This is a genomic window from Eggerthella hominis, assembly GCF_014287365.1.
GTDB lineage: Bacteria > Actinomycetota > Coriobacteriia > Coriobacteriales > Eggerthellaceae > Eggerthella > Eggerthella guodeyinii.
The window spans coordinates 210,287-233,872 of the sequence record NZ_JACOOA010000005.1 but is presented as its reverse complement, the minus strand read 5'-3'; the positions used below and the strand labels follow the sequence as shown (position 1 = coordinate 233,872).

Annotated in this window: 18 protein-coding genes; 12 read left to right on the top strand and 6 right to left on the bottom strand. The window is 66.5% G+C overall.

The features are described 5' to 3' along the window. Positions 1-16: 16 nt before the first annotated feature. Genes H8S61_RS12235 through H8S61_RS12215 form a run of 5 tightly spaced genes read left to right on the top strand, consistent with a single transcriptional unit; the run spans position 17 to position 4,229 of the window. A complete protein-coding gene (locus tag H8S61_RS12235) occupies positions 17-1,159 on the top strand; it encodes a hypothetical protein (RefSeq protein WP_186939175.1) in 1,143 nt (380 codons plus the stop codon). 28 nt (positions 1,160-1,187) lie between these two features. Next, a complete protein-coding gene (locus H8S61_RS12230; protein WP_186939174.1) occupies positions 1,188-2,108 on the top strand; it encodes a patatin-like phospholipase family protein in 921 nt (306 codons plus the stop codon). A 3-nt stretch (positions 2,109-2,111) separates the two neighbouring features. Next, positions 2,112-2,642: a DUF6933 domain-containing protein gene (locus H8S61_RS12225; protein ID WP_186939173.1), complete on the top strand. Its 531-nt coding sequence runs from the start codon at positions 2,112-2,114 to the stop codon at positions 2,640-2,642. Positions 2,643-2,691: 49 nt separating this feature from the next. Beyond that, the gene (locus H8S61_RS12220; protein ID WP_186939172.1) at positions 2,692-3,468 is read left to right on the top strand and encodes a tRNA threonylcarbamoyladenosine dehydratase; all 777 of its coding nucleotides are present in this window, start codon (positions 2,692-2,694) and stop codon (positions 3,466-3,468) included. Next, the gene (locus H8S61_RS12215) at positions 3,465-4,229 is read left to right on the top strand and encodes a TatD family hydrolase (RefSeq protein WP_186939171.1); all 765 of its coding nucleotides are present in this window, start codon (positions 3,465-3,467) and stop codon (positions 4,227-4,229) included. Before H8S61_RS12220 ends, H8S61_RS12215 begins: the two co-directional genes overlap by 4 nt. 440 nt (positions 4,230-4,669) lie before the next feature. On the opposite strand, the gene H8S61_RS12210 is transcribed toward H8S61_RS12215, so the two are convergent. Beyond that, on the bottom strand, positions 4,670-6,328 hold the full coding sequence (locus tag H8S61_RS12210) for an FAD-dependent oxidoreductase (protein ID WP_186939170.1): 1,659 nt from the start codon (positions 6,326-6,328) through the stop codon (positions 4,670-4,672). A 189-nt stretch (positions 6,329-6,517) separates the two neighbouring features. On the opposite strand from H8S61_RS12210, the gene H8S61_RS12205 reads away from it, so the two are divergent. Continuing rightward, the gene (locus H8S61_RS12205; RefSeq protein ID WP_186939169.1) at positions 6,518-7,927 is read left to right on the top strand and encodes a response regulator transcription factor; all 1,410 of its coding nucleotides are present in this window, start codon (positions 6,518-6,520) and stop codon (positions 7,925-7,927) included. 148 nt (positions 7,928-8,075) lie between these two features. Further along, complete coding sequence (locus H8S61_RS12200; RefSeq protein ID WP_186939168.1) at positions 8,076-8,957, top strand: patatin-like phospholipase family protein; 882 nt, start codon at positions 8,076-8,078, stop codon at positions 8,955-8,957. Positions 8,958-8,972: 15 nt separating this feature from the next. On the opposite strand, the gene H8S61_RS12195 is transcribed toward H8S61_RS12200, so the two are convergent. Next, complete coding sequence (locus tag H8S61_RS12195; protein WP_160942676.1) at positions 8,973-9,554, bottom strand: hypothetical protein; 582 nt, start codon at positions 9,552-9,554, stop codon at positions 8,973-8,975. Between the two features lie 98 nt (positions 9,555-9,652). On the opposite strand from H8S61_RS12195, the gene H8S61_RS12190 reads away from it, so the two are divergent. After that, the gene (locus H8S61_RS12190) at positions 9,653-10,489 is read left to right on the top strand and encodes a TrmH family RNA methyltransferase (protein WP_186939167.1); all 837 of its coding nucleotides are present in this window, start codon (positions 9,653-9,655) and stop codon (positions 10,487-10,489) included. 3 nt (positions 10,490-10,492) lie between these two features. Here H8S61_RS12190 and H8S61_RS12185 read toward each other — a convergent pair whose 3' ends face one another. Both H8S61_RS12185 and H8S61_RS12180 read right to left on the bottom strand, forming a co-directional pair. Then, the gene (locus H8S61_RS12185; protein WP_186939166.1) at positions 10,493-11,449 is read right to left on the bottom strand and encodes an L-lactate dehydrogenase; all 957 of its coding nucleotides are present in this window, start codon (positions 11,447-11,449) and stop codon (positions 10,493-10,495) included. 288 nt (positions 11,450-11,737) lie between these two features. Next, positions 11,738-13,135: an SH3 domain-containing protein gene (locus tag H8S61_RS12180; protein ID WP_186939165.1), complete on the bottom strand. Its 1,398-nt coding sequence runs from the start codon at positions 13,133-13,135 to the stop codon at positions 11,738-11,740. 328 nt (positions 13,136-13,463) lie between these two features. Between H8S61_RS12180 and H8S61_RS12175 the strand changes: the two genes are divergently transcribed. After that, the gene (locus H8S61_RS12175) at positions 13,464-14,447 is read left to right on the top strand and encodes a helix-turn-helix transcriptional regulator (protein ID WP_186939164.1); all 984 of its coding nucleotides are present in this window, start codon (positions 13,464-13,466) and stop codon (positions 14,445-14,447) included. Between the two features lie 36 nt (positions 14,448-14,483). Here H8S61_RS12175 and H8S61_RS12170 read toward each other — a convergent pair whose 3' ends face one another. Then, entirely contained in the window at positions 14,484-14,966 is a 483-nt protein-coding gene (locus H8S61_RS12170; protein WP_186939163.1) for a hypothetical protein, read from the bottom strand. Positions 14,967-15,688: 722 nt separating this feature from the next. Between H8S61_RS12170 and H8S61_RS12165 the strand changes: the two genes are divergently transcribed. Genes H8S61_RS12165 through H8S61_RS12155 form a run of 3 tightly spaced genes read left to right on the top strand, consistent with a single transcriptional unit; the run spans position 15,689 to position 20,642 of the window. Continuing rightward, positions 15,689-17,527, top strand: coding sequence for an NAD(P)-binding protein (locus H8S61_RS12165; RefSeq protein WP_186939162.1), 1,839 nt, complete (start codon positions 15,689-15,691; stop codon positions 17,525-17,527). Next, positions 17,520-20,231 carry a formate dehydrogenase subunit alpha gene (gene fdhF / locus H8S61_RS12160; RefSeq protein ID WP_186939161.1) on the top strand — a complete coding sequence of 904 codons (2,712 nt, stop codon included), beginning with the start codon at positions 17,520-17,522 and terminating at the stop codon, positions 20,229-20,231. The genes H8S61_RS12165 and fdhF overlap by 8 nt, the downstream gene beginning before the upstream one ends. A gap of 18 nt (positions 20,232-20,249) precedes the next feature. Then, on the top strand, positions 20,250-20,642 hold the full coding sequence (locus H8S61_RS12155; protein WP_160942688.1) for a (deoxy)nucleoside triphosphate pyrophosphohydrolase: 393 nt from the start codon (positions 20,250-20,252) through the stop codon (positions 20,640-20,642). A gap of 26 nt (positions 20,643-20,668) precedes the next feature. On the opposite strand, the gene H8S61_RS12150 is transcribed toward H8S61_RS12155, so the two are convergent. Next, the gene (locus H8S61_RS12150; RefSeq protein ID WP_186939160.1) at positions 20,669-23,584 is read right to left on the bottom strand and encodes a DEAD/DEAH box helicase; all 2,916 of its coding nucleotides are present in this window, start codon (positions 23,582-23,584) and stop codon (positions 20,669-20,671) included. Between the last annotated feature and the right edge of the window lie 2 nt (positions 23,585-23,586).

Here is a 23,586-nt window from a genome sequence, read left to right as displayed (position 1 = left end):
GCGAGGAGGACGTGCGATGGCGCAGCGGGCAAGCGACGAGGGGACCAAGAAGGGCGGCCTTTTCGACGATCTGTCGTTGGCGCAGGTGGCTGCCGGTGCGTTAGCCGCGGTCACCTCCATGTTGCTGGCTTCCCAGATCGGCATCTACGGCTCGGTCATCGGCGTGGGCGTGGGCTCCGTGGTGTCGGCCGTGGCATCGCAGCTGTACAAGAAGTTCCTGCAGCGCTCGGCCGACAAGCTGCGCGACCTGCATCCCGGCGAGACGGCGGCGATGGGGGCGAAGGGCTCGAAGGACGACGCGGGCGAAGGCGCGGATGCGGAAGGCGGAACGGGCGCGGGCGAGCGCGCGGACGCGGCATCGCACGCCGCGGCGACCGCGCGGCTCGACGCCGCCGAGACGACGGCGCTGCCGACGGCCCCGTCGCGCACCCGCACGCCGCGCGCGGACGACGCCTCGCTCAGCGGCGACGCGGCCGTGCGGCGGGCGCGCGCCGAGCGCCAGCGCAAGAAGAAGTTCAAGCGCGGCGTGGTGATCGTGTCCATCGTGTCGGCGCTGCTGGCCGTGGCGGTGTCGGCGTTCGTCGTCGACTTCGTGTCGGCCGGCCAGGGCGTGGGCGCGAAGACCGACCCCATCCTGCCGTCGCGCAGCCAGCCGGTCGACGATGCGCCGGCCGCTTCGTCCGGCACCGACGCTTCGTCGGGCTCCTCCTCGTCCGGGACGAAGGACGACGCGTCCAAGGACTCCTCGAAGGACCAGAACAAGGACTCGTCGGGCGATCAGGGCTCGTCGGGCTCGGGCTCCGGCTCGGGAACCGATTCCGGGTCGAGCTCGGGGTCGGGGTCGTCGGGGTCCGGTTCGTCGTCGGGCTCGGGCTCCGGTTCGGACACGGGGTCGTCGGGTTCGGGCGGCTCCACGGGCTCCGACGGCTCGTCGGGCAGCGGCAGCGGCTCGGGCAGCGGCGATACGGGCTCGGGCGGCGCGACGCCCAACACGGGCAGCGACGGCTCCAGCGGCGGTTCCGGCTCCGGCTCGGGCAGCGCGAGCGGCTCGACGGGCTCCGGAAGCACGGCCGGATCGACGACGGGCTCCGGCGCGTCCGGCACCCTCGGCTCCGCCCAGCCGGCCACGGCCGCGACCGCAGGGGCCGCGGCGGCGTAACGGCGCGGCAAGGGGTATACTGGCCGGTATGGAATCCCTCGCCGTCAACATCCCCGACGTCGCGCTCATCATCGAGGGCGGCGGCATGCGCGCCAGCTACACGGCGGGCGCGGTGGTCACGCTGCTCGAGCGGCAGCTCAACTTCGGCCGCGTCTACGGCATCTCCGCCGGTTCCAGCCACACGGTGAACTACGTGTCGCGCGACATCGCGCGCACGAAGGCGTCGTTCGTCGATCTCGTGAAGGACCCGCGCTTCGGCGGTCTCGGCAGCTTCGCGCGCGGCACCGGCTACTTCAACGCCCCGTACCTGTACGAGGGCATCGCCGAGGAGCACGCGGGCTCGGGCGACACGATGGCGTTCGATTGGGAGACGTTCCGGCGCAATCCCGCCGACGTGCACATCGAGGGCTTCGACGCGGAGGCGGGCGCCACGGCCGCGTGGACGAAAGCCGACATGCCCACGATGCGCGCCATGATGCTGCGCGTGCGCGCGAGCTCCACGATGCCGCTGTTCATGCCGCCCACGACGATCGACGGGCGCACGTACCTCGACGGCGGCATGGGCGAGAGCTGGGGCATCCTGCTCGACGCGGCGCGACGCGACGGCTTCGAGCGGTTCTTCATCATCCGCTCGCAGGTGCGCGGCTACCGCAAGAAGCCCCTCGCCGCGCCCGTGCGGGCCCTGTTCCGCACCGCATTTCGGACGTATCCGGCGGTGGCCACGCGCACCGTCGAGCGCTGGCGCCCCTACAACGCGCTGTGCGACGAGGTGGAGCGGCTCGAGCGCGAGGGCGCGGCGTGCGTGTTCTATCCCGAGGAGATGCCCGTGTCGAACAAGGAGACGAGCTACGCGAAGCTGCAGGCGGCCTACGAGCGCGGGTACGCGCAGGCGCAGCGAGAGGCCGATGCGTGGGAGTCGTGGCTGCGTCCCGCGCAGGCGACGGGGTAGCGCGTGGAGCTCGGCATCACCATACCCCTGCAGCGCCACCTGCGCCTGCCGCGGCCGCCGTACGGCGAAGTGGACGACCTGCTGTTCTGCTGGGAGGCGCATCGCGTGGCGCTCGGCGGCTGCGACATGCTGCTGTTGGCGAACGCGAGCAACCGGTTCGCGGCGTTCGCGTGCATGCAGCCGGGGGAGTGGCGCGATTGGGAGCGCGTTGCGCTCGCGGCGCTGCGCGCCTCGCTTGCGGCCAGCGGGTTCGACGAGGGCGCGATCGACGCGTACCTGTTCTTCGGCGGCGCGACGGACGTGACGCGCACGCACGGTCGGCGGCCCGTCGCGTTCCTCAACGTGCTCGTGGACAAGCTGCTGCCGCTCTCGCTGCCCCTTCCGCTCGACGAGGGCGCGCCGTTCCCGCTCGAGCTGTGCCGCCTCGCCAACGAACGGATGGCGTGCCGGGCGGCCGGCTTCGAGGGCCTCGGCCTGCCGGCCGAGCGCTTCGCCGCCGACCTCGCGCGTTTGGGGATCGGCGCCCCGGCGTAGGCGCACGCGCGCGGCCGTGCTACCATGGTCGCCGACAGAAAGGACGCGCATGACGGCAACCGGCGACACCGCCACCTCGAAACTCGAACTGATCATGGGGCGCGACGGGCTCGCGCGCCTCGCGGAGTCCACCGTCATGGTGCTGGGCGTGGGCGGCGTGGGCTCGAACTGCGTCGAGGCGCTCGCCCGCGGCGGGGTGGGCCGGCTCATCGTGGTGGACCACGACGTGGTGCAGGCCAGCAACATCAACCGCCAGGCCATCGCGTTTCGCAGCACCATCGGCCGCAAGAAGGTGGACGTCGCGCGCGGCATGATCGCCGACATCAACCCCGACGCGCAGGTGGAAGCGCTCGACGAGTTCGTGCTGGCCGAGAACGTGCCGGCGTTCCTGGGCGCCTACGCCCACCGCGTGGACTACGTGGTGGACGCCATCGACACGATCTCGGCGAAGCTGGCCGTCGCGCAGTACGCCGACGCGCACGGCGTGCGCCTCGTCAGCAGCATGGGCGCGGCGAACAAGCTGCGGCCCGACTGCTTCCGGTTCGCCGACGTGTTCGACACGGTGAACTGCCCGTTGTGCCGCATCATGCGCAAGGAGGCGCGCAAGCGCGGCATCCGGCAGCTGCGCGTGCTGTACTCGTGCGAGCAGCCGGTGGCCGTGCCCGTGCGCGAAGGCGCCGAGCGGCGCGAGCGGTCGAACCTGGGCACCGCCTCGTTCGTGCCGCCCATCATGGGTCAGATGATCGCCGGCGAGGTGCTGTGCACGCTCGCGGGCGTGGGGCAGCGCGACGGCGCGGACGCGGGCGAGGGCGAGGGGCGCGCATGAGCGGGCCGGCGCTGTTCGACATGCATTGCCACCTGGACTTCGCTCCCGACGCGCAGGCGGCGGCGCGCGCGCTGGCCGCGCGCGGGATGGGGGCGTTCTCGGTGACGGTGACGCCGCGGGGCTACGCGCGCGCCGCTGAGCTGCTGGCGCCCTGCGATGCCGTGCGCGTGGGGCTGGGGCTGCATCCCTGGTGGATCGCCGACGGCAGCTGCGACGAGCGGGACGTGGCGCTGTTCGAGCGGCTGGCCGCGGACGAGCGCTTCATCGGCGAGGTCGGCCTCGACTTCGCGGGCGATCGTGCGGCTGCGCGCGAGGCCCAGGTCGCGGCGTTCGAGCGCGTGGCGCGGGCGTGCGCGGGCGGCGGGAAGGTGCTGTCGATCCACGCGGTGCGCGCGGCGGGCGAGGTGCTCGACGTGCTCGAGCGCGCGGGGGCGCTGGCGGGCAACGCCTGCATATTCCACTGGTTCTCGGGGACGTCCGACGAGCTGCAGCGGGCCCTGCGCGCAGGGTGCTTCTGCTCCGTCAACCCGCGCATGCTGGCCGCGAAGCGCGGCCGCGCCTACGCGCAGGCCGTCCCCGCCGAGCGCCTGCTGCTGGAAACCGACGCCCCGTCCGAGGCCGGCGAGCCCTACGATCCCGCCGCCGAGGCCGCCCGCTTGGCCGCCCTGCTCGAAACCCTCGCCGAACTGCGCCGCACACCCGTCGACGCCTTGGCCGCCCGCATAGCCCAAACCAGCCGCGCGCTGCTCGACTTCGCCTGAGGCGGCCCCTCGTCAACCAGCAGCCTCTTCGAGTGCGAGCGCCTGCCCGTTCGCGTGGCCCGTCCGTGGCCAGATCCGACAGGTTTGGGAGAGGTTCTTGAGTTATGCACCCCTCTGGCAGCCAAGATAGCGCGCACGGCACGGGTTTTCGAACATGCATTTCATGTAGTGCCTGTTCAGCGTGGAGGACTGTATCCTTGCCTCTTTGCGCACTGTCTGCTAAGGGTGCATAACTCGACGACCAAGACGTTTTCGGCTGATTTTCGTGCCAAAGGGGTGCATACCTGGAGGACTTTGCTCGGTAGGTGCTCCGCAGTGGGGGCGAAGCGCGAAGGGCTGTTTGCGAGATCGCCCGCTTCCGACTAGGCAAACACGTGCGGGCTTCTAAAAGCCCGCACGTGGGAGGGAGGGGCGTGCGGCGCGGGGCGTTTCGGAGGGTTCTATTCCTTCGCGATGAGCTCGCGGGCGGCTATGCGGCCGAACACCATGCATTCGGTGATATTGCCGCTGCCCTGGTACTTCGAAGCCCAGATGGAACCGAACTCGCCCGACGAGTACAGGTTGGGGATGGGCTCGCCGTCCACGTCGATGATCTGAGCCTTCTCGTTGCGGCGCGGGCCGCCGTCGGTGTTGAGCACCTCGGGGATGCATTCGATGGCGTAGAACGGAGGCGTGCGCACGGGCGTCAGCTGGTCTGCCGGGCGATGGAACTGCTCGTCCTCGCCGTTGTCGCACGAAACGTTCCACCGGTTCACCGTGTTCACCAGCTCGTCGACGGGAACCTCGATCTGCACGGCCAGCTCCTCGATGCTCTCCGCGGTGTACGCATAGCCGTCGGCCACGGGGTCGATGCTCGGATCGTTCTCGGACTTATCGGTCTGGTTCTGCAACGTGTTGCTCGTGGAGTTCGCGCCGAGGTACGCGCTGTACTTCAGGCCCTCGGAGTCGAAGACGAACCACTGCTTCGGAGGCAGCGGCAAGCAGCGCCAATCGCCGCCGAAGTTCTGGTGGCCGTGGCGGCAGCCGTAATGGAGCTCGAGCGGCCCCTCCTCGCCAGGAGCGAACATCGTCGTGCCTTCCCATTCCTGGTAGAAGCGGCGGCCGTTGATGCCCACGACGATGCCCTGGGCCTTCTTCAGCGAGCGGTAGGCCATCATCTTCTCGCCGTCGATGCTGATGCCGTTCGACCAGGCGCCCGCGAAGCTGTTCATATGCCACATGCTGGCACCGAGCTTCGCGCAGATGCGGTGGCCGTCGCCCGTGTTCATGGTGGCGCCGGCGGCGTGCATGCGCTCGAACGACAGGTAGTCCTGCAGCATCTCGGGGTCGTTCTCGAAGCCGCCGCACGTCATCACCACGCCGCGGCGCGCCTTCGCATAGACGCTCTTGCCGCCCTTCTCGTACACGCCGCCAAGCACCGCCCTCGTCTCGGGGTCTTGCACGAGCGCGGTGAGCGGCGCGTTGGTCAGGCGCGTCACGGCGTCTTCGTGCTGGTCGAGGAATTCGCTCAGAAAGACGCTGATGTGCTTCGGACGGTCGGCGTTGTCGCTTTTGAACTGGCATTTCGAGAACGCGTCCGAATGCTCGATCTCGAAGTACTCGGCTTTGCCGGCCTGCGGCGTCACCTTGACGTCGCTCTCGAACATGCCGAGCCCCGTGAGCCATTCCCAGTTCTCGGCCGCGCCCTGCGCGTACGTCTCGTACATCGACGCGGGCGTGCTGGTGAAGCCTTCCACGAGGGCTTTCACGTAGAGGGCGAAGTTGTCCGGGTCGTCGGTGATGTGGAACGACCCGCTGCACACCGGCGAGTTGCCGCTGCCGGTGGGCGTCGACCCCTTCTCCAGCAGCAGCGTGGTCAGCCCTTCTCCTTCGGTTGCCAGCGCGGCGGCCGTGGCGAGGCCGGCTGCGCCCGCGCCCACCACGATGACGTCGTACTCCTCGTCCCATGAGATGTCGGCCACGGACGTCGCGGCGTCGTTGGCGGCGTTCTGCGCCGGCTTCGGGCCGCACCCCGCCAGTCCGAGCGCGGCCGCGCCCAATGCGGCCATGCCGCTTGCCTTGATGAAGCTGCGCCGCGAGAGCGCGTCGTTCTTTTCCATGTCTCCTCCTTGATTCCGGTGCCTCTGCCGGTTCAGCGTACGACGATGCGAGCGTTTGCGATGAGACCCGGATCGGAGTAAAGGCCTGGTGAGCGTGTCGCCCGAATCGGGCGAACTTGTCCTCGCACCCGGTTGGGGAGGGACGCGGGTTCCGTTCCGTGCGATAATGCGGCACGGGGAGGGATGGAGATGGAAGAGAAGCGGAACCGGTGGGAAGTGCGGGCGGGCACCGTGGCGATGGCGGTGGGGTTCTTCGTGTGGTACACGTGCTCCAACTGGGTGAGCGCGCTGACCTACGACGCCTCGTTCTCGTACTGGTGGCTCAACAAGTCGGGTGCCGTGGTGCTGGTCACCGTTCTCGCCTGCGCCGTCTTGTGGCGCATTTCCGTTCCTGCGCGCGTGGCGCGGGCGCTCGACTGGGCGTTCGCCAGCGTGTACGCGTGCTCGCTCGTCGTGCTGCTCGGAGGGGCGGGCGTGGGGAGGCCGTTTTCGGATGTGTGCGGGCTGCTGCTGTTCGCGGCGGCTCAGACGTGGATGGTCGTGCGCTGGGGGTCGTGCTACGCGCGCTCGTCCACCGACGAGGTGACGCGCGCGCTGCTGCTGGCCATCGCGCTCGTGGCTGCCGCGAAGTGCGTGACGACGTTCTTGCCGGAGACGGCGACGATGGCGCTCATGTTGGCGCTGCCGTTCCTGTCGACGGGGATGCTTGCGGTTCGCCTGCGCGATGCGGGCGACGAGCGTCCTGCCGAGCAGTGGTTCTCGCGCGCGTCGCTTCCCTCGTTCGGCCGCATCGTGATGGCGATGGCGGTATTCTTCTTCATCTGGTCCATCCTCAACATGACCTTGAAGCACGGCACCGGCCACTACAGCTTCGGCGCGGCTGCCACGCCGGTGTACACGCTGCTGTCGCAGGCTATTCTTTTCGCGTTCTGCGCGTTCACCTGCTGGTGGGTGTTCGGGCGCCGCCGCCGTCTCGACATCACCGTCGTGTGGCGTTTCACGTACGTGCTCATGGCGCTCGCGCTGTTCATGCTCGTGGCGTTCGGCATGGCGCAGTTCATCCAGGCGTTCACGGGGGCGGCCGTGGTGGTGGCGAAGATGTTCTTGTGGCTGGGGCTGGCGAACGTGGCGCATCATGGCGTGTTCAAGCCGTTCATGGTGTTCTGCCCGGGCATGCTGCTGTACTCGCTTCCCGATTGGCTGGGGCGCAGCGCCGCGTCGTTCCTCGGGCTGGAGTCGCTCAACCCCGCCATCGCCTCGTTCATGCTCGTGGTGACCGTGGTGATGGTGGCGTTCTTCCTGCCGTCGCGCTCGCCCGACGTGCAGCTGCTGCTATCCGATCTGAACGGCGACGGGCATCGCGTCATCGGCGAGGGGGACGGCATCGACGAGCGCTGCCGCGCGGTGGGGGAGCGGCGCGGGCTCTCGCCGCGCGAAATCGAGATTATGCAGTACCTGTGCAAGGGCCGTTCGCGCCCCTACATCGCCGAGACGCTGTACCTGTCGGAGAACACGGTGCGTACCCACTCGCGCCGCATCTACGGCAAGCTCGACGTGCATAACAAGCAGGAGCTGCTCGACCTCGTGCGCGGGGAATGACGGCCGCCATCCTGCCGTTTGCTTGCCCCGCGCTACGGCTTCCCACCGGCATGGTGACGGTTGCTCGCGCTTGCGCTCGGCGCGGGGCGCGCTCGCGTATCGTGGACGGGTACGCAGGCGGCAGCGGCGGCGAAGGAGGCGGCAGGGCATGTTGACGAGCACCGTGCACGATGTGGCCCTCGTGTTCGAGGGCGGCGGGATGCGCAACTCGTACTCGGCCGGCGCGATCAGCGTCATGTTGGAGCGCGGGCTGTTCTTCGACGACGTGTACGGGCTGTCCGCGGGCGCGACGAACGCGATCGACTACCTCTCGCGCGACGCGCGTCGCAACGAGGCCTCGTTCACCACCTGCCTCGACGGCCTGTCGTTTCGCTGGTGGGTGACCCCGTTCGTGGACACCGACGGCGTCAGCGCTGCGCTGCACGGGGACGCGCGGGCCCGCTCGGGCTGCGCGCTGCCGTTCGACTTCGACGCCTTCCAGGCGAACCCGGCGCGCGCGACCATGCAGGCCATCGATCGCGACACGGGCGAGACCGTGTACTTCACGCGCGACGATTTCCCCACGGAGGCTGCGCTCATGGAGCGCGTCCGCGCCTCGACGAGCTATCCCATCGTCCTGCCGCCCACCGTCATCGACGGGCGCGCGCTGTACGACGGCGGCATCGGCCGGGGCGGCGGCATCATGGTGCCGCGCGCGCTGGACGATGGGCTGCGGAGGTTCTTCGTGGTATGCACGCGCCCGCGCGGCTTCCGACGGCCGCTCAAGCCCAAGCGCTTCTACGACGCGTTCTTCTGGCGCCGGCCCCGCATGCGGGAGGCGCTCAACACGTGGAGCCGCCGCTACGACGCCGAGCTCGACCGGCTCGATCAGCTGGAAGCCGAGGGCCGCGCCTACGTGTTCTACGCGAACGACCAGGGCGTCAAGAACACCGAGCGCGACGTGGAGAAGCTCGCGCGCAACTACGAGCGCGGCCGCGTGCAGGCGCGCTCCGAGCTGGGCGCATGGATGAGGTTCCTCGAACGCCGCTGACGGGAACGTCCCCGTCTAGCGCCAGTCGTCCTCGTCGGCGAACTGCCAGCCCAGCAGGGCATCGCCTATCAGGCGGAACGTGAAGGGGAGGGGCTTTTTGAGGTTGCCCTGGTCGATATGCTCCGAGATGCCTTCCAGCTCGTCGAGCAGGTCGAAGAACGACGTTTCTTCAAGCGAGGGCATGCCGGCGGCTATCTCGTCGGGCGAGATGGTCATGATGCCCAAGACGATGTCGAGGTAACCGCCGAGCTGGTCGTTGCTGCGCTGCAGCTCCTCCACGGCGTCCTTGTCGAAGAACGACTCCTCGATACAGTACCAGCCTTTGACGTCGTCGTCGGCATCGTCTTCCATGAGCTCGCTGGGGATGATGCCGTGCTCCGCGAGATCGTCCACGGTGAAGCACGACATGAGCGTGTCGGGCGTGACGAGCACCCCGTCTTCGTCATCGAGGTCGCTCATCACGTAGACGACGCGTGCGACCAGCCCGTTTTCCACGACGTCCAGCGCCACGCCGTAGTGGTATCCCGGATTCGCGTGACGCGTGCCCCAGTAGAGTTCGCCGTTGTTCTCGATAAGCGTTTTGACGGTTGCGGCCATGGGGATCCCCTTCGCGTGACGTGCCTGATCGGATCAGTCGAGTATAGAGCATCGCGGCGCGCGGTGGTACGATGGTCGCCGACTGAAAGGAAAACGACATGCCGATCATCCATCTCGACGGCCTCGACGACCCGCGGCTCGCGGCGTACTCGGGCATGACCGACGCGCAGCTGCGCGACTGCCCCGACAGCGTGCACGGCCTGTTCATCGGCGAATCGCGCAAGGTCATCGAGCGCGCGCTGGCCGCCGGCGTGCGGATGCGCTCGCTGTTCATGGAGGAGAAGTGGCTCGACCAGACGATGCCGCTCGTCGATTCGCTGCTGGACGGCGACCCCGCCTTCCCGGTGCTCGTGGCCACGCGCGAGCAGTTCCATGCCCTGACCGGTTACGAGGTCACGCGCGGCGCGCTGGCCGCGTTCGAGCGGCCCCCGCTGCCGAGCGTGCCCGACCTCCTGGCGAACGCGCGCCGGGTGGCCGTGCTCGAGGACATTACGAACTACACGAACATCGGGGCCGTGTTCCGCTCGGCTGCGGCGCTCGGCATCGACGCGGTGCTGGTCACGCCCTCGTGCCACGACCCGCTGTACCGCCGCGCCGCGCGCGTGTCGATGGGGACGGTGTTCCAGGTGCCGTGGACGCGCATCGGGGGCGAGCGCGCGTGGGCGACCGAGGGCGTGCCGCTGCTGCGCTCGCTGGGCTTCGCGACGGCCGCGCTCGCGCTGTCCGACGACGCGCTCTGCCTGCACGACCGGCGTCTGCGCGATGCCGACCGCCTCGCGCTCGTGCTGGGCACCGAAGGCGACGGCCTGGCCCCCGCAACGATCGCCACCTGCGACTACACGGTGAAGATCCCCATGGACCACGAGGTGGACTCCCTCAACGTGGCGGCCGCCAGCGCCGTAGCGTTCTGGGAGCTCAGGACGAAGTGGCGGTAGGAGCTACCCCAGATCCAACCCGCTGATGACCTCCTGCAGCGCCTTCGCCGACGCTTGCAGCCTTGCCAGCTCGTCGGTCGACAGCGGGCAGGGCACCTGGTACTCGATGCCGTCCTTGCCCACCACGGCCGGCATCGACAGCACCACGTCGTGCAGGTCGTGCACGCCATGCTGGAAGTTCGACACGGGCAGGATGGGCTTCTCGTCGCGCACGATGGCCTCGCAGATGCGCTTCACCGACATGGCGATGCCGTAGTAGGTGGCCCTCTTCTTCGCGATGATCTCGTAGGCGCTGTTCTTCACGTCCTCGGCGATGCGCTGCATGGACTCGTCGTGGTCGAAATGGCCGCGCAGCTCGCAGAAGTCGTTCACGGGGATGCCCGAGACGTTCGCCGTGCTCCACGCTGCGATCTCGCTGTCGCCGTGCTCGCCGATGATGCGCGCGTGGACGTTGCGCGGGTCCACGCCGAGGTGCTCGCCGAGGATGTACTTGAAGCGCGCGGTGTCCAGCACGGTGCCCGAGCCGATGACGCGGTTCTCGGGCATGCCCGACAGCTTGAGCGCCACGTGCGTGAGGATGTCCACCGGGTTCGACACCACCAGCAATATGCCCTGGTAGTCGCGCCGCGCGATCTCGGGGATGATGGACTTGAAGATGCCCACGTTCTTGTGCACGAGGTCGAGGCGCGTCTCGCCGGGCTGCTGGTTCGCGCCGGCCGTGACGATGATGATGGCCGCGTCCACCGCGTCGTCGTAGTCGCCCGCGTAGATGTTCATGGGGCCGGCGAAGGGCATGCCGTGCGCGATGTCGAGCGCCTCGCCCTCGGCGCGGTCGCGATCGACGTCGATGAGCACCATCTCGGTGAACAGCTCGCTCTGCATGAGCGCGAACGCCGTGGCCGAGCCCACGAACCCGCATCCGACGATGGCCACTTTCCGATCATTGACAACGCGCTGCATAGGCACCCTTCCGTTGGCTCGTACGCTTCATGTTCGACTGAGAACCTACTGCATGCCGCTGCCCGCGTCAAGGACGTTCATCGATTGTCTGTACCGAAAGAGGGATAGGGGTTCCATTCTGATCGTCTGGCGCGCGGAGCGTGCCAGGCATCGTTCGGGCGAAGAGGGGAAGGTAGGCCGCATGCGGGGAGGGGGTCCGCCGATGCTCGTCGTGCGATTGACGGGAAAGCGCAGGGCCGGCCGGCATGGGCCGCCCCTGCGTGTGGGGTAGGTCGAAGATACGGGCCCCTAGGCGGCTGCGAGGTCGATGGAGATCGCGGGGATGACGGTGGAATCGTCGCTCGCGGTGGCGCTGTCGACGGTGATATCGACGCGCGTGCCCGTGATCAGGCCTCCCGTGGTGTCGGTGGCCTTGTCTTTCGCGAACGTCATCGTTGCTCCGTCATCGGTGACGATGGTGACGGTGTTCATGGTGCCGTCCGTCACCGCCCCTGTGTACACCGCGTTCGTCGCCGCGTTCGCGTCGTCGTCCTCCACGCTGACGACCGTTGCCGTGCTGGGGTCGCTCGTGAGCTCGCCGGTGTACGTGATGCTGACCGAGTTCCCCGTCTGGATGCCGTTCTTGTAATGGTGCTGGGCATCCGTCACGTTCAGCGTGATCTCGACGCCGTCTATCTCCACGGTCAGCGTGTTCATGGATGCGTCCTTGACCGTGCCCGTTGCAGTTTGTTGGGTGGGCTCGGGTGCGGGCGTCGGATCCGGTTCAGGCGCGGGGACGGGGGTGACTACCGGGGCCGGCTCGCCGCCTTCCGTTTGGGGCGTGGCCGCCGGTTCGCCGCTCGTCTTGGCGGGCGCTGCGCTCGCGGTCGGGGCCTGCGTGGTCAGGTAATCGCCGTAGATGTAGGCATCGGTGCCGTTGTAGTTGACGCGCGACCAGCCGTTGTCGCACACGCCGGTGCGCTGGATGGATTGGCCTTGGGCAAGGTTCCCCAGAACCTCGGAATCCGTGGAATACGAAGCGCGTATATGCACGCCTGCCGTGGCGTACGTCGTTTCGTCCACGGCCTTGATGTTCATCTGCTGCTTGGCCTGCTCGACGGTGTTGGGGTCGTTGTCGGTTATCTTGACCACCTTGACGCTGGAGCTGTCGGTACCGTCGATCGTGCCGAGATAGGTCACTACCACCCAGTTGCCTTCGCGCATGCCGTTCACGAAGTCGTGTTCGCAGTTGCTGGAGTTGAACGTGATCTCGGTTCCGTCGTTCTGCTTGACGGTGATGGTGTTCATGCTCATGTCGACCAGCGAGCCGACCACCTGCTGCTCCTGCTGCTGCGTGGGCGCCGCTCCCTTGTCCTCGACCAGCGTCACGTTGACTCCCTTTGTGCCGTCGGCGCCCAGATCGCCTTCGTAATGCACCACGATCTCGTCGCCGGCAACCATGTTGGCGGCCGATACGGTGGCTTCCGACACGTCGAACGTGTAGGATTGCGCGTTGCTCTCCATCACCAGATCCTTGCCCGAGAAGCTCACGAGCGTGCCTTCGATCGAGGCTTCCTGCTTCTCCGCTGCCTGTTGTTGCGGCTGCGGGTCGGCCTCCTTCTGATCAGGGCTGCTGCATCCTGCGAGTGTTCCCGCAAGCACCGCCGCCGCTATCAGCGTTGCCGCTTTCCATCCTCTTCCCCTCATCGCGAATCTCCTTTTCAGCAGGGTGCGCTCACGCACCGCATGGCTTAGGTATGTCCAAAGACTTCTACGATTATATCTTCGGGAATGTTTGCCGATACGCTTTCGACCACGGTTCAACAGGCGGTGGAGGACGCAAGTTCCGTGCGGCAGTTGGGCGGCATCGAGATGGCCGTCGCCTGCGGTGAGGCGTCGCTCTCGGCGTGTTTGAGATCGCGGCCCGCCTCGTCAAGGACGTTCATCGATTGTCTGTACCGAAAGAGGGATAGGGGCCCTATACTGATCGCATGCGCGCGAGATGCGCCGCGCCGGGCCGTTGCGAGGAGGAGCCATGTCCGCGAACCGTCAGAAGCTCAAGCTGCTGTACCTCATGCAGATGCTCGAGGAGGAGACCGACGCCGAGCGCGGCCTCACGATGACGCAGGTCCTCGAGAAGCTGGAGGAGCTGGGCATCTCGGCGGAGCGCAAGTCCATCTACCGCGACATCGAGGCGCTGCGCGAGTTCGGCGTGGACGTGCGCACCTATCAGCGCGCGCCGGTGGAATACGCCGTGGAGCACCGCGCGTTCGCGTTCGCCGAGCTGCAGCTGCTGGTGGACGCGGTCCAGAGTTCGCGCTTCCTCACGCAGCGCAAAAGCGACGCGCTCGTGGAAGGCGTGAAGCAGCTGGCCTCGCGGCGGCAGCGGGCGCTGCTCGACAAGCGCGTGCACGTGGAGGGCCGCATCAAGATGCAGAACGAGTCGGTGTTCGGCAGCGTCGACCGCATCCAGGAGGCCATCGCGCGCAAACGCAAGATATCGTTCACCTACTTCAAGTACGACGCGGCGAAGCGCAAGGCGCCGCAGCGGGGCGGCGAGCGCTACGTCGAGACGCCCGTGCAGCTCGTGTACGCCGAGGGGTACTACTACCTGGTGGTGTTCAACGAGAAGCACGACGGCTTCGCGAACTACCGCGTCGACCGCATGGACCGCATCGAGGTGCTCGACGAGCCGGCGCTCAAGAACGAGCGCATCGCCACGTTCGACGCGCGCGAGCTGGAAAGCCGGGCGTTCGGCATGTACAGCGGTGAGCCGGTGGCGGCCACGCTGCTGGTGGACGAGGAGGTCATGGGCGCGGTCATCGACCGGTTCGGCAAGGACGTGGAGTCGATGCCGACGGGGGAGGGCCGGGCGCGCGTGTACGCGACGGTGATGAAGAGCCCCGTGCTGTTCGGCTGGCTGGCCCAGTTCGGCGGGCGCATCCGCATCGAGAAGCCGGCATCGCTCGCGCAGGAGTACCGCGCCTACCTCGCCGACATCGTCGCCGCGTACGAGTAGGCGCCGCCGCGCCAGCGCCCCGGCTGCCCGCGCGCCTCACACCGCTCGCGGCATCGCGGCCGCGCCGTGCTTGCAGGCAGGCCGGCCGTCGCCGATGACGAGCCGTCCGCCGTCGTCGAGAACGACCTCGAGCTCCACGAGCAGCCCGTGCTCGTCCGTGCTCATCACGAGGTCGCTCACCCGCCGCCCGATGGCGTACGAGCAGGGGCGCAGGCTCTTCCAGCGCAGCCCCGCCACGGGCGCGTCGGTTTCCACGCTGCCGACATGCAGCGCGATGTGCGGCTCCCGCATCACGAACGCGGCGAGGTCGCACGTCTCCAGCCTGAGGACGGTGGGCGCGCCGGGCAGGTAGGCGCGGGCGCGCTCGTCCCAGAGGGTGAGCACGTCGGCCACGTACGCTCCGATCGCCCCGCACGCCTGCCGTCTGGTGGCGGCGGCCAGGCCGCGCGCGTCGTCGAACCATCGCTGGTACAGGCTGGCGAACGCCGCTGCGGCGTCGACGGGGGCGGATGCGCTCATCGCGCGTCCCCCGCGTACGGTACCGCGCGCCCCTGGCGCCACGGGTCGGCTTCCGCGTCGACCTGCAACGCGCGCAGCTCCGTTCCCGGCTTGGGCTCGCCGAGGACGAGCGCGCCGTCCCCGTGCTGGAATCCTGCGATGCAATAGGTCGCCCTATGGCGCGACGGTTCGTGCATGATGCTTCCTCCTCTTTCGCTTCGATGTCGCCTATCCTAATCGTGTGCGTGGGCGCCACGTGTCCCATGCGTGGGACATGCGCACGGTTTTTCGCGATCACGGTCGCTGATGCGTGCAAATGGCGTGCACATGCGGCTCTTTGTGATGAAAAATCGGGTTTTTGGCAATCCGCGCCCATCCGAACCTGCTGTTTTGCCACCACGGAAACCGGCGACCTGGGGTTTCGCGCATGGAAATCCCCGAGAAGAACGCCAAGATTGCCAAAAACCCGATTTTTCCGCACATAGCCCAGCCCCACCGTGCATCCGGGTTCCATCCACCGTGCGTCCGAAGGTCGCGTCCCGATTCGTGCATTCGGGTCCTCGTCCTCGAGGCGAAGCGCGCACGCGGAGGACGCCGGCGCGTCCGTCCATCCCGTGTGCCTTCTTCGCCGGTTGGTTGGCAGGGGGTTGCGAGCCGCCTCGTTGCGTTAGAATGACGCACGGAGACTACGGGGCGCGCAGGGCGCGCGGCCTCGATTACGGGATAGAGTGGACGGAGAACCGTTGAGCAAGCTATCGATAGCGCCCCGGTCGCGCGACGACGCGCGCATCGCCGCGCAGCTGGGCGCATACGGGCGGCGCGTGGAGGCCACCCCGCCGGGCATGTGCCCGCTGGCCGTGCAGCTGACGATGCTGCAGGCGAGCGGCGCGCAGACGTGCGGCAAGTGCGTTCCGTGCCGCGACGGCATCCCGCAGCTTGCGACGATGCTGCAGCGCGTGGTGGACTGCGACGCGGACGAGGGCGTGCTGGAGAACCTGCGCGCGCTCGCCGAGATGATCCGCGACACGTCCGATTGCGCCATCGGCTACGAGGCCGCGCGCCTCGTGCTCGAGGGCCTCGAGACGTTCGCCGACGAGTACGCCAGCCACCTGCACGCGCGTTCCTGCCAGGCGGGCGTCGGCCAGACGGTGCCGTGCGAGACGATGTGCCCGGCGCACGTGGACGTGCCCGGCTACATCGCGCTCACGGCGGCGGGCGACTACGCCGGCGCGGTGAACATGGTGCGCAAGGACAACCCGTTCCCCACGGCGTGCGCGTTCGTGTGCGAGCACCCCTGCGAAACGCGGTGTCGCCGCACGCTCATCGACGCGCCGCTCAACATCCGCGGCATCAAGAAGTTCGCCGTCGACCAGATGCCGGCCGACCAGGTGGCGCCGCCGCAGCGCGGCGTGGACACCGCGCGCACCGTGGCCGTCATCGGCGGCGGCCCGAGCGGGCTCACCTGCGCGTACTTCCTCGCGCTCATGGGGCACCGCGTGACGGTGTTCGAGGAGCGCTCCCAGCTGGGCGGCATGCTGCGCTACGGCATCCCCGCCTACCGCTTCCCGCGCGAGCGCCTCGACGAGGACATCCGCGGCATCCTGAACGCCGGCACCATCACGGCGCGCTGCGGCGAGGGCGTCGGCGCGCACGAGATGGCCGAGATCGCCGACACCTACCATGCCGTGTACGTGGCCGTCGGCGCCCAGACGGGCAAGACGCTCTCGCTCGACGGCGTGGATGCCGAAGGCGTCATGTCGGCCGTCGACCTGCTCGGCGCTATCGGCGACGGCGTCTACCCCGACTTCACGGGCAAGCGCGTGGTCGTGGTGGGCGGCGGCAACGTGGCCATGGACTGCGCGCGCACGTCGGTACGCGCGGGCGCGTCCGAGGTGTCGGTGGTGTACCGCCGGCGCCAGGACGACATGACGGCGCTTCCGGCCGAGGTGGAAAGCGCCATCGCCGAAGGCGTGGAGATGATCGTGCTCGAAGCGCCGGCGTCCATCGAGACGGACGAGCGGGGGCGCTGCACGGCGCTCATCACGCAGCCCCAGATGATCGGCCCGGTGCGCGGCGGCCGACCGGCGCCGGTGGCGGCCGACAAGCCGGCGCGCCGCATCGAGGCCGACGTCATCCTCATCGCCGTGGGCCAGAACGTGGTGTCGGCCCCGTTCGAGGAGTTCGGCATGCAGACCACCTGGGGATGCTTCAACGCCGACGAGCGCCTCGCGGCCGAGGGCTACGACAACGTGTTCGTGGGCGGCGATTGCCAAACCGGTCCCTCGACGGTGATCCGCGCCATCGGGGCGGGGAAGGTGGCCGCGCGCAACATCGACGAGTTCCTGGGCTACCACCACACGCTGCCGTGCGACGTCGAAGCGCCGCCGGCCAGCCCGAACGACCGCACGCCCAAGGGGCGCGTGGAAATCACCGAGCGACCCGCGCGCGAGCGCAAGCACGATTTCGAAGGCGTGGAGACGGGTATGAGCCGCGAGGAAGTCGTGCAGGAATGCGGACGCTGTCTGCGCTGCGACCACTTCGGGTGCGGCGTGTTGGAAGGAGGTAGGCACCAGTATGCCTAGCATCACGATAGACGGAACCACCCTCGACGTTGCCGAGGGCGCAACCATCCTCGATGCCGCGCGGCAAGCCGGCATCCGCATCCCCACGCTGTGCTTCCTGCGCGAGCGCAGCGCCGTCGCGTCGTGCCGCGTGTGCGTCGTGGACGTGGAGGGGCTCGACCAGCCGGTGCCCTCGTGCGCCACGCCCGTGCGCGACGGCATGGCGGTGCACACGAGCTCGCCGCGCATCGAAGCGTACCGCCGCATCGCGCTCGACCTCATCATCGCCGATCACGGGCTCGATTCCACGAACTACTGCTTCTCGTGCGACAAGAACGGCGCCTGCGAGCTGCAGGCCCTCTGCCGCGAGTACGGGGTGCTCGAGTCGCCCTACGAGACGGCGCAGAAGCGCGAGCCGGTGCTCGACGACAACCCCTTCCTTTCCTACGACCCCAACCTGTGCATCCGCTGCCAGCGCTGCGTGGGCGCGTGCAACGACGCCGCGCGCAACCACACGCTGCGCACGGGCAAGCGCGGGACGCGCACGCTCATCGAGGCCCCGTTCGGGGAGGGCTGGCGCGCCACCGACTGCGAATCGTGCGGCAACTGCGCGCAGGCGTGCCCGACGGGCGCGCTCACCGAGAAGCGCCGCGCGGCCTACCGTTCGTGGGAGACCGAGCGCGTGCGCACCACGTGCCCGCACTGCGGCGTGGGCTGCCAGCTCGACCTCGTGGTGAAGGGCGGCGCCATCGTTGACGCCGAGGCTGCGCCGGGACCCTCGAACCGGGGGCTCTTGTGCGTGAAGGGCCGCTCCGCCAGCTTCGACTTCGTCGACGCGCCCGACCGCATCCGCACGCCGCTCGTCAAGAACCGCGAGACGGGCGAGTTCGAGCCCGCCACCTGGGACGAGGCGCTCGATCTCGTGGCCCGGCGCTTCACGGAGCTGCGCGACGCCCACGGCGGCGAGTCGCTGGCGGCGTTCGCCTGCTCGCGCTCGACGAACGAGGACATCTACCTGTTCCAGAAGATGGCGCGCACCGCCCTCCAAACGAACAACGTGGACTGTTGCGCGCGTGTTTGACACGCCCCCACGGTCGCCGGTCTGGCGACCATGCTCGGTTCCGGCGCGATGACGAACTCCATCCAGGACGTCACGCGCGAGGCGGAGGTCATCATGCTCGTGGGGTCGAACCCCGAGGAGGCGCACCCCGTCATCGGCATGCAGATCCGCGCGGCGGTCGAGCGCGGCTGCCGCCTCATCGTGGTCGATCCGCGCGACATCGGCCTGGCGGCGCATGCCGACATCCATCTGAAGCTGCGGCCGGGAACGAACGTCGCGTTCGCGAACGGCATCGTGAACTACCTGATCCAGAACGACCTGTACGACGAGGAGTTCGTGCACGAGCGCACCGAGGGCTTCGAGATCCTCGCGGCCACCGTGCGCGACTACACCCCTGAGCGGGTGGAGGACATCTGCGGCATCGACCGGCGCGACCTCGTGGCCGCGGCCAAGATGTACGCGACGGCCAACGCCGCCGCCATCGTGTACTGCCTCGGCGTGACGGAGCACTCGACGGGCACCGACGGCGTCATGGCGCTGTCCAACATCGCGATGATCGCCGGCAACCTGGGGAAACCCGGCGGCGGCGTGAACCCGCTGCGCGGACAGAACAACGTGCAGGGCGCCTGCGACATGGGCGCCGGCCCCGACGATCTGCCCGGCTACCAGAAGGTGGCCGACCCCGAGGCGGTGCGTCGCTTCGAGAGGGCGTGGGGCGCGACGCTGCCCCGCGCGCGCGGCCTCAAGGCCACCGAGTGCTTCCCGGCCATGGTGGAGGGCGGCGTCAAGGGGCTGTTCCTGTTCGGCGAGGATCCCGTGCGCACCGATCCCGACACGCACCATGTGATCCGCGCGCTCGAGGCGCTCGAGTTCTTCGTGGTGGACGACCTGTTCATGACCGAGACGGCGAAGTACGCCGACGTCATCCTGCCCGGCCGCAGCTACGCCGAGAAGGAGGGCACGTTCACGAACACCGAGCGGCGCGTGCAGCGCGTGCGCAAGGCCGTGGACATTGCGGGCGATACGCGCCTCGACACCGACATCTTCATCGAGGTCATGAACCGTATGGGCTATTCGCAGCCGCACCTGACGGCGGCCGAGGTCATGGACGAGATAGCGGCCGTCACGCCCACGTACGGCGGCATGAGCCACGCGCGCCTCGACGGCGATGCGGTGGGCGGGCGCGGCCTGCAATGGCCCTGTCCGAACGCGGAGCATCCCGGCACGCCCATCCTGCACATGGGCGAGTTCGCCCAGGGCCTCGGCGCGTTCTCCACGCCCGACTACCAGCCCTCGGCCGAGCTGCCGGATGCGGAGTACCCGCTGGTCATGATGACGGGACGTATCCTGTACCAGTACAACGCCTGCGCCATGACCGCGCGGACCGACGGCGTGAACGAGATCGCTGACCATTCGTTCATCGAGCTCAACACGCGCGACGCCGAAGCGCTCGGCATCGCCGACGGCGACCCCGTGCGCGTCTCGTCGCGCCGCGGTACCATCGCGTCCACCGCGCACGTGTCCGAGAAGACGAACCCCGGCCATACCTGGATGCCCTTCCACTTCCAAGACGGCAACAGCAACTGGCTCACCATAGCCGCGCTGGACCGCGTGTCCAAAGCCCCCGAGTACAAGGTGTGCGCCGTGAAGGTGGAGAAGGCGTAAGAGAAAGCGAGTGCGATCGTGAAAACGATTCAGGTTGTTGCAGCCATCATCAAGAAAGATGGCAAGATTCTGGCTACGCAGCGTGGTTACGGCGACCTTGAAGGAGGTTGGGAGTTTCCTGGCGGAAAAGTCGAACCGAACGAAACGCCTGAGGAGGCTCTCGTTCGCGAGATTGAAGAGGAATTGCGAACGCGCATCGAGGTTGAATCGTATCTTACGACCGCCGAACATGATTACGAGAAGTTTCACTTGAGCATGCGATGCTACGTCTGCTCGCTTGTCGAGGACCATATGGTCCTCACCGAACATCATGCGGCGCGCTGGCTCGATGGCGAGACCATCGATTCCGTAGCATGGCTTCCGGCCGACATCCAGGTGGTCGAAGCGATCAAAGCGGCGAACCTCGTATAAGACGTGGCTCGCCGCTTTCGAGTGGGCTATTGGTCCAAATCGCTTGTGAGGTAGTCGTATAGGTCTGCTCGCACCGGCTGGTCGAGGTGGTAGGTGATCTCGACGGCCGAATTAGTGGTGTTGGGCATAGTGAAGAGGCGGTACGTTCCACTTGGGGCGATCTCCCCAAGGAAGTAAAACTCCTTGCCTCCGTCTTTGTCGTCCTTGTTCTTGCGAACGAACAGGTACGAGCGCATGCCGTTTCCGGGCCACGCTTGCAGGCGTTTGATTTCGGGGGATTGAAGCGTTCTCGGTGCTTTCGAGATGGCTATGAGCTCGCGGTCCGATACGAACCGGTCTTCGTATCGGATGGTGTCGCTAATGCTCGGGTCTTTGTCGTAATTGATGAAAACGGGAAAGGTGTTCGTGCCTTCGTCGTACTTATATCCGCTGATGATCTGGCCGTTTACATCCTTTTCCCAATTGAGCAGCCTGCAGACGTCTTCGTACGTGTACTTGGCGTTAAGAACGAAGCTCGTGTCGCGATACGGCTCGCCGTATAGCGATGCGTTTCTGGAGATGCCAAAATCGATTGCCTCGAGAACCTGGCGCTTGAACTCCTCCTGGTTGAGCGAAGCGGCGAATTTCGCATTCAGCAGGTATCGTTCTCCGTCGAACGCAATAAGAGGTTGTCCGGACGACGAAAAGCTTCCGGAGAGCACCCGGCAGGCGGATTCGACGGTTCGTTGATTCGTCGATCGCCCCGTTGCCTCGAAGATGGCCTCGAAAAAGCGTTTGGTGGGTAGCTCCGAATTGCTCATGAGCTCTTTCATGAGCAGAAGCTCTTCGATGCGCTTTCCATTCGCTAGTTTCTGAGAAATGAATTTCAACGCGATGCATTGTGCGTCATCGAAAACGGTAGCGTATCGAGGCTCGTAGCGCTCGAGAAAAGCATGGTATGAGCCGAACTTCGCGAATATGCGTTGAGGGTCGATCGACTCGTTCTCGTCGAAATCGAACAAGGTGGGAATGCGACCGAGCATTTGTTTCAGATGCTCGTATTCCTCGCGAATGAGTTTGACCCCGTTGAAGCTGCCGTCGTCGATGGAGCGGAAAATGCGCGTTTCGGATACGCGATCGAAATTGATGGTTGAACAGCCGGGTATGATGGTCGAACCCTCTTTTACGAATGCTCGCAAACTGTCTTTGTTGTACGTGCGATCTCCCGATAATGCGATGGGGATGAAATAGTTCTTCTGGTAATTGCCGATGAAGTCGAGGACGAGCGTGTACTCTTTTTCTTCGGCCTTTCTCAATCCGCGGCCGAGTTGTTGGATGAACACGATTGCCGATTCCGTTCGGCGAAGCATGATGATCTGGTTGACGGAGGGTATGTCGATCCCCTCATTAAAAATGTTCACGGAGAATATGTATTCGATTTCTCCGTTCTCGAGCCGGAGGATGGCGTCGTCGCGAACCTTGTCCGAGTCGTTTCCGCTCAGCGCCATCGTTCGGTATCCCAAAGCATTGAGCTCTTTCGACAGGGCAGCCGCCTCTTCGTTCTTATTGCAGAAGATGAGCCCCCTTCGGTTCTTCTTGTCCACGGAGTATGCTTCGATTTTCTCGGCAATGTGACGCGCGCGCTCCTGGGAGCAGAGCATAGCGAAGAGCCGCGGATCATCGACGACTTCGTCATCGATGAGCAAGTCGGCGATCCCGAAGTAATGGAAAGGTGCCAGCATGTCGTTTTCAAGTGCGTCCTGCAGCGTGATGCGATATGCTATAACGTGATTGAACAGGCTGTACACGTCGTAGCCATCGGTTCTGTCGGGAGTTGCGGTCATACCGAGGAAAAAGGCAGGCGTAAAGTGATCCATGATGGCTCGGTAGCCATCCGCACCGCTGCGATGCGCCTCGTCGATGATGATGTAGTCGAATTCGGTAGGATCGAATTCGACAAGGTGCCTCTTAAGCGTTTCAACCATGGCGAATGTGCATTGCGCGGTTGGCTTGGCCGAGCCGGATCCGTATGTCTCATAGGTGTAGCGATCGCCGAGGACCGTTTCGAAGCTCTTTTTCGATGCATCGAGAATACGCATTCGGTGAGCGACGAACAACACGCGTTGAGGTTTGGTTGCGAGAACGTCGAATGCTGAGAGGTAGGTCTTGCCGGTCCCTGTCGCGGATATCAACAACGCTCGCGGTTCTTCGCGGTCATGCAGCTCGTCAAGCGCTTCGAGCGCATGCTGCTGCATGCTGTTCGGAACGACGGTCGATTCGCCGTCGGCACTAAGAACCGTTTGTCCAGCTTTGAACGTGCTCCTGCGAGTGCTCTTAGGAGCGTCTTCCTTTGCGTTGTATCGTTCGTATTCGCCGATCCATGCTTCGGTGAGGTTCGTCGTGACGGCATCGCTCCAGAGATTCTCGAACTCTTTGCACGCGGATTTGAGCATTTCTCCGTTGGCGTACGAATGGAAGAGCACGTTCCATTCCTTATTGCAGGTGAGGGCGGTTTGCGTGCAGTTAGAGCTGCCGATGATGACGGTGCTCAGCTCCCCCTTGTTGAAGAAGTAGCCTTTTGCATGCATATTGCCCTGGTAGACGCGCGTTTCGATATTCGGAAACTCGAGGAGTTTTCTCAGCGCTGCCGGACTGTTGAAATTCAGGTACGTGGAGGTGAGAAAGCGCCCGGGAATACCATTGTCACGCAGCTCGTTGAGCACTTCGATGAGCGCTTGCAAACCGCCATCCGAGATGAAGGCGACGGAGAAGTCGAAGCTTGCGCACGATTTGAGCTGGGTTTTGATGACCGAAAGCAGGTTGGTGGCGGATCTTTGATCGTTCGCTATGATGCGTGGGTTGAGAGGGCTGTCCGATCGTTCGGTTTCTTTTCCCGAGTCGATGTAGCTCGCGTGGAGACACTGCTCGAAACTGACGATCGCATAATCACGAGGATCGGCCAATG

Excerpts from the sequence above, each read along its gene's own strand:
- H8S61_RS12235 (WP_186939175.1), top strand. The coding sequence starts at position 17 with ATGGCGCAGCGGGCAAGCGACGAGGGGACCAAGAAGGGCGGCCTTTTC.
- H8S61_RS12230 (WP_186939174.1), top strand. The coding sequence starts at position 1,188 with ATGGAATCCCTCGCCGTCAACATCCCCGACGTCGCGCTCATCATCGAG.
- H8S61_RS12220 (WP_186939172.1), top strand. The coding sequence starts at position 2,692 with ATGACGGCAACCGGCGACACCGCCACCTCGAAACTCGAACTGATCATG.
- H8S61_RS12215 (WP_186939171.1), top strand. The coding sequence starts at position 3,465 with ATGAGCGGGCCGGCGCTGTTCGACATGCATTGCCACCTGGACTTCGCT.
- H8S61_RS12210 (WP_186939170.1), bottom strand. The coding sequence starts at position 6,328 with ATGGAAAAGAACGACGCGCTCTCGCGGCGCAGCTTCATCAAGGCAAGC.
- H8S61_RS12205 (WP_186939169.1), top strand. The coding sequence starts at position 6,518 with ATGGAAGAGAAGCGGAACCGGTGGGAAGTGCGGGCGGGCACCGTGGCG.
- H8S61_RS12200 (WP_186939168.1), top strand. The coding sequence starts at position 8,076 with ATGTTGACGAGCACCGTGCACGATGTGGCCCTCGTGTTCGAGGGCGGC.
- H8S61_RS12195 (WP_160942676.1), bottom strand. The coding sequence starts at position 9,554 with ATGGCCGCAACCGTCAAAACGCTTATCGAGAACAACGGCGAACTCTAC.
- H8S61_RS12190 (WP_186939167.1), top strand. The coding sequence starts at position 9,653 with ATGCCGATCATCCATCTCGACGGCCTCGACGACCCGCGGCTCGCGGCG.
- H8S61_RS12185 (WP_186939166.1), bottom strand. The coding sequence starts at position 11,449 with ATGCAGCGCGTTGTCAATGATCGGAAAGTGGCCATCGTCGGATGCGGG.
- H8S61_RS12180 (WP_186939165.1), bottom strand. The coding sequence starts at position 13,135 with ATGAGGGGAAGAGGATGGAAAGCGGCAACGCTGATAGCGGCGGCGGTG.
- H8S61_RS12175 (WP_186939164.1), top strand. The coding sequence starts at position 13,464 with ATGTCCGCGAACCGTCAGAAGCTCAAGCTGCTGTACCTCATGCAGATG.
- H8S61_RS12170 (WP_186939163.1), bottom strand. The coding sequence starts at position 14,966 with ATGAGCGCATCCGCCCCCGTCGACGCCGCAGCGGCGTTCGCCAGCCTG.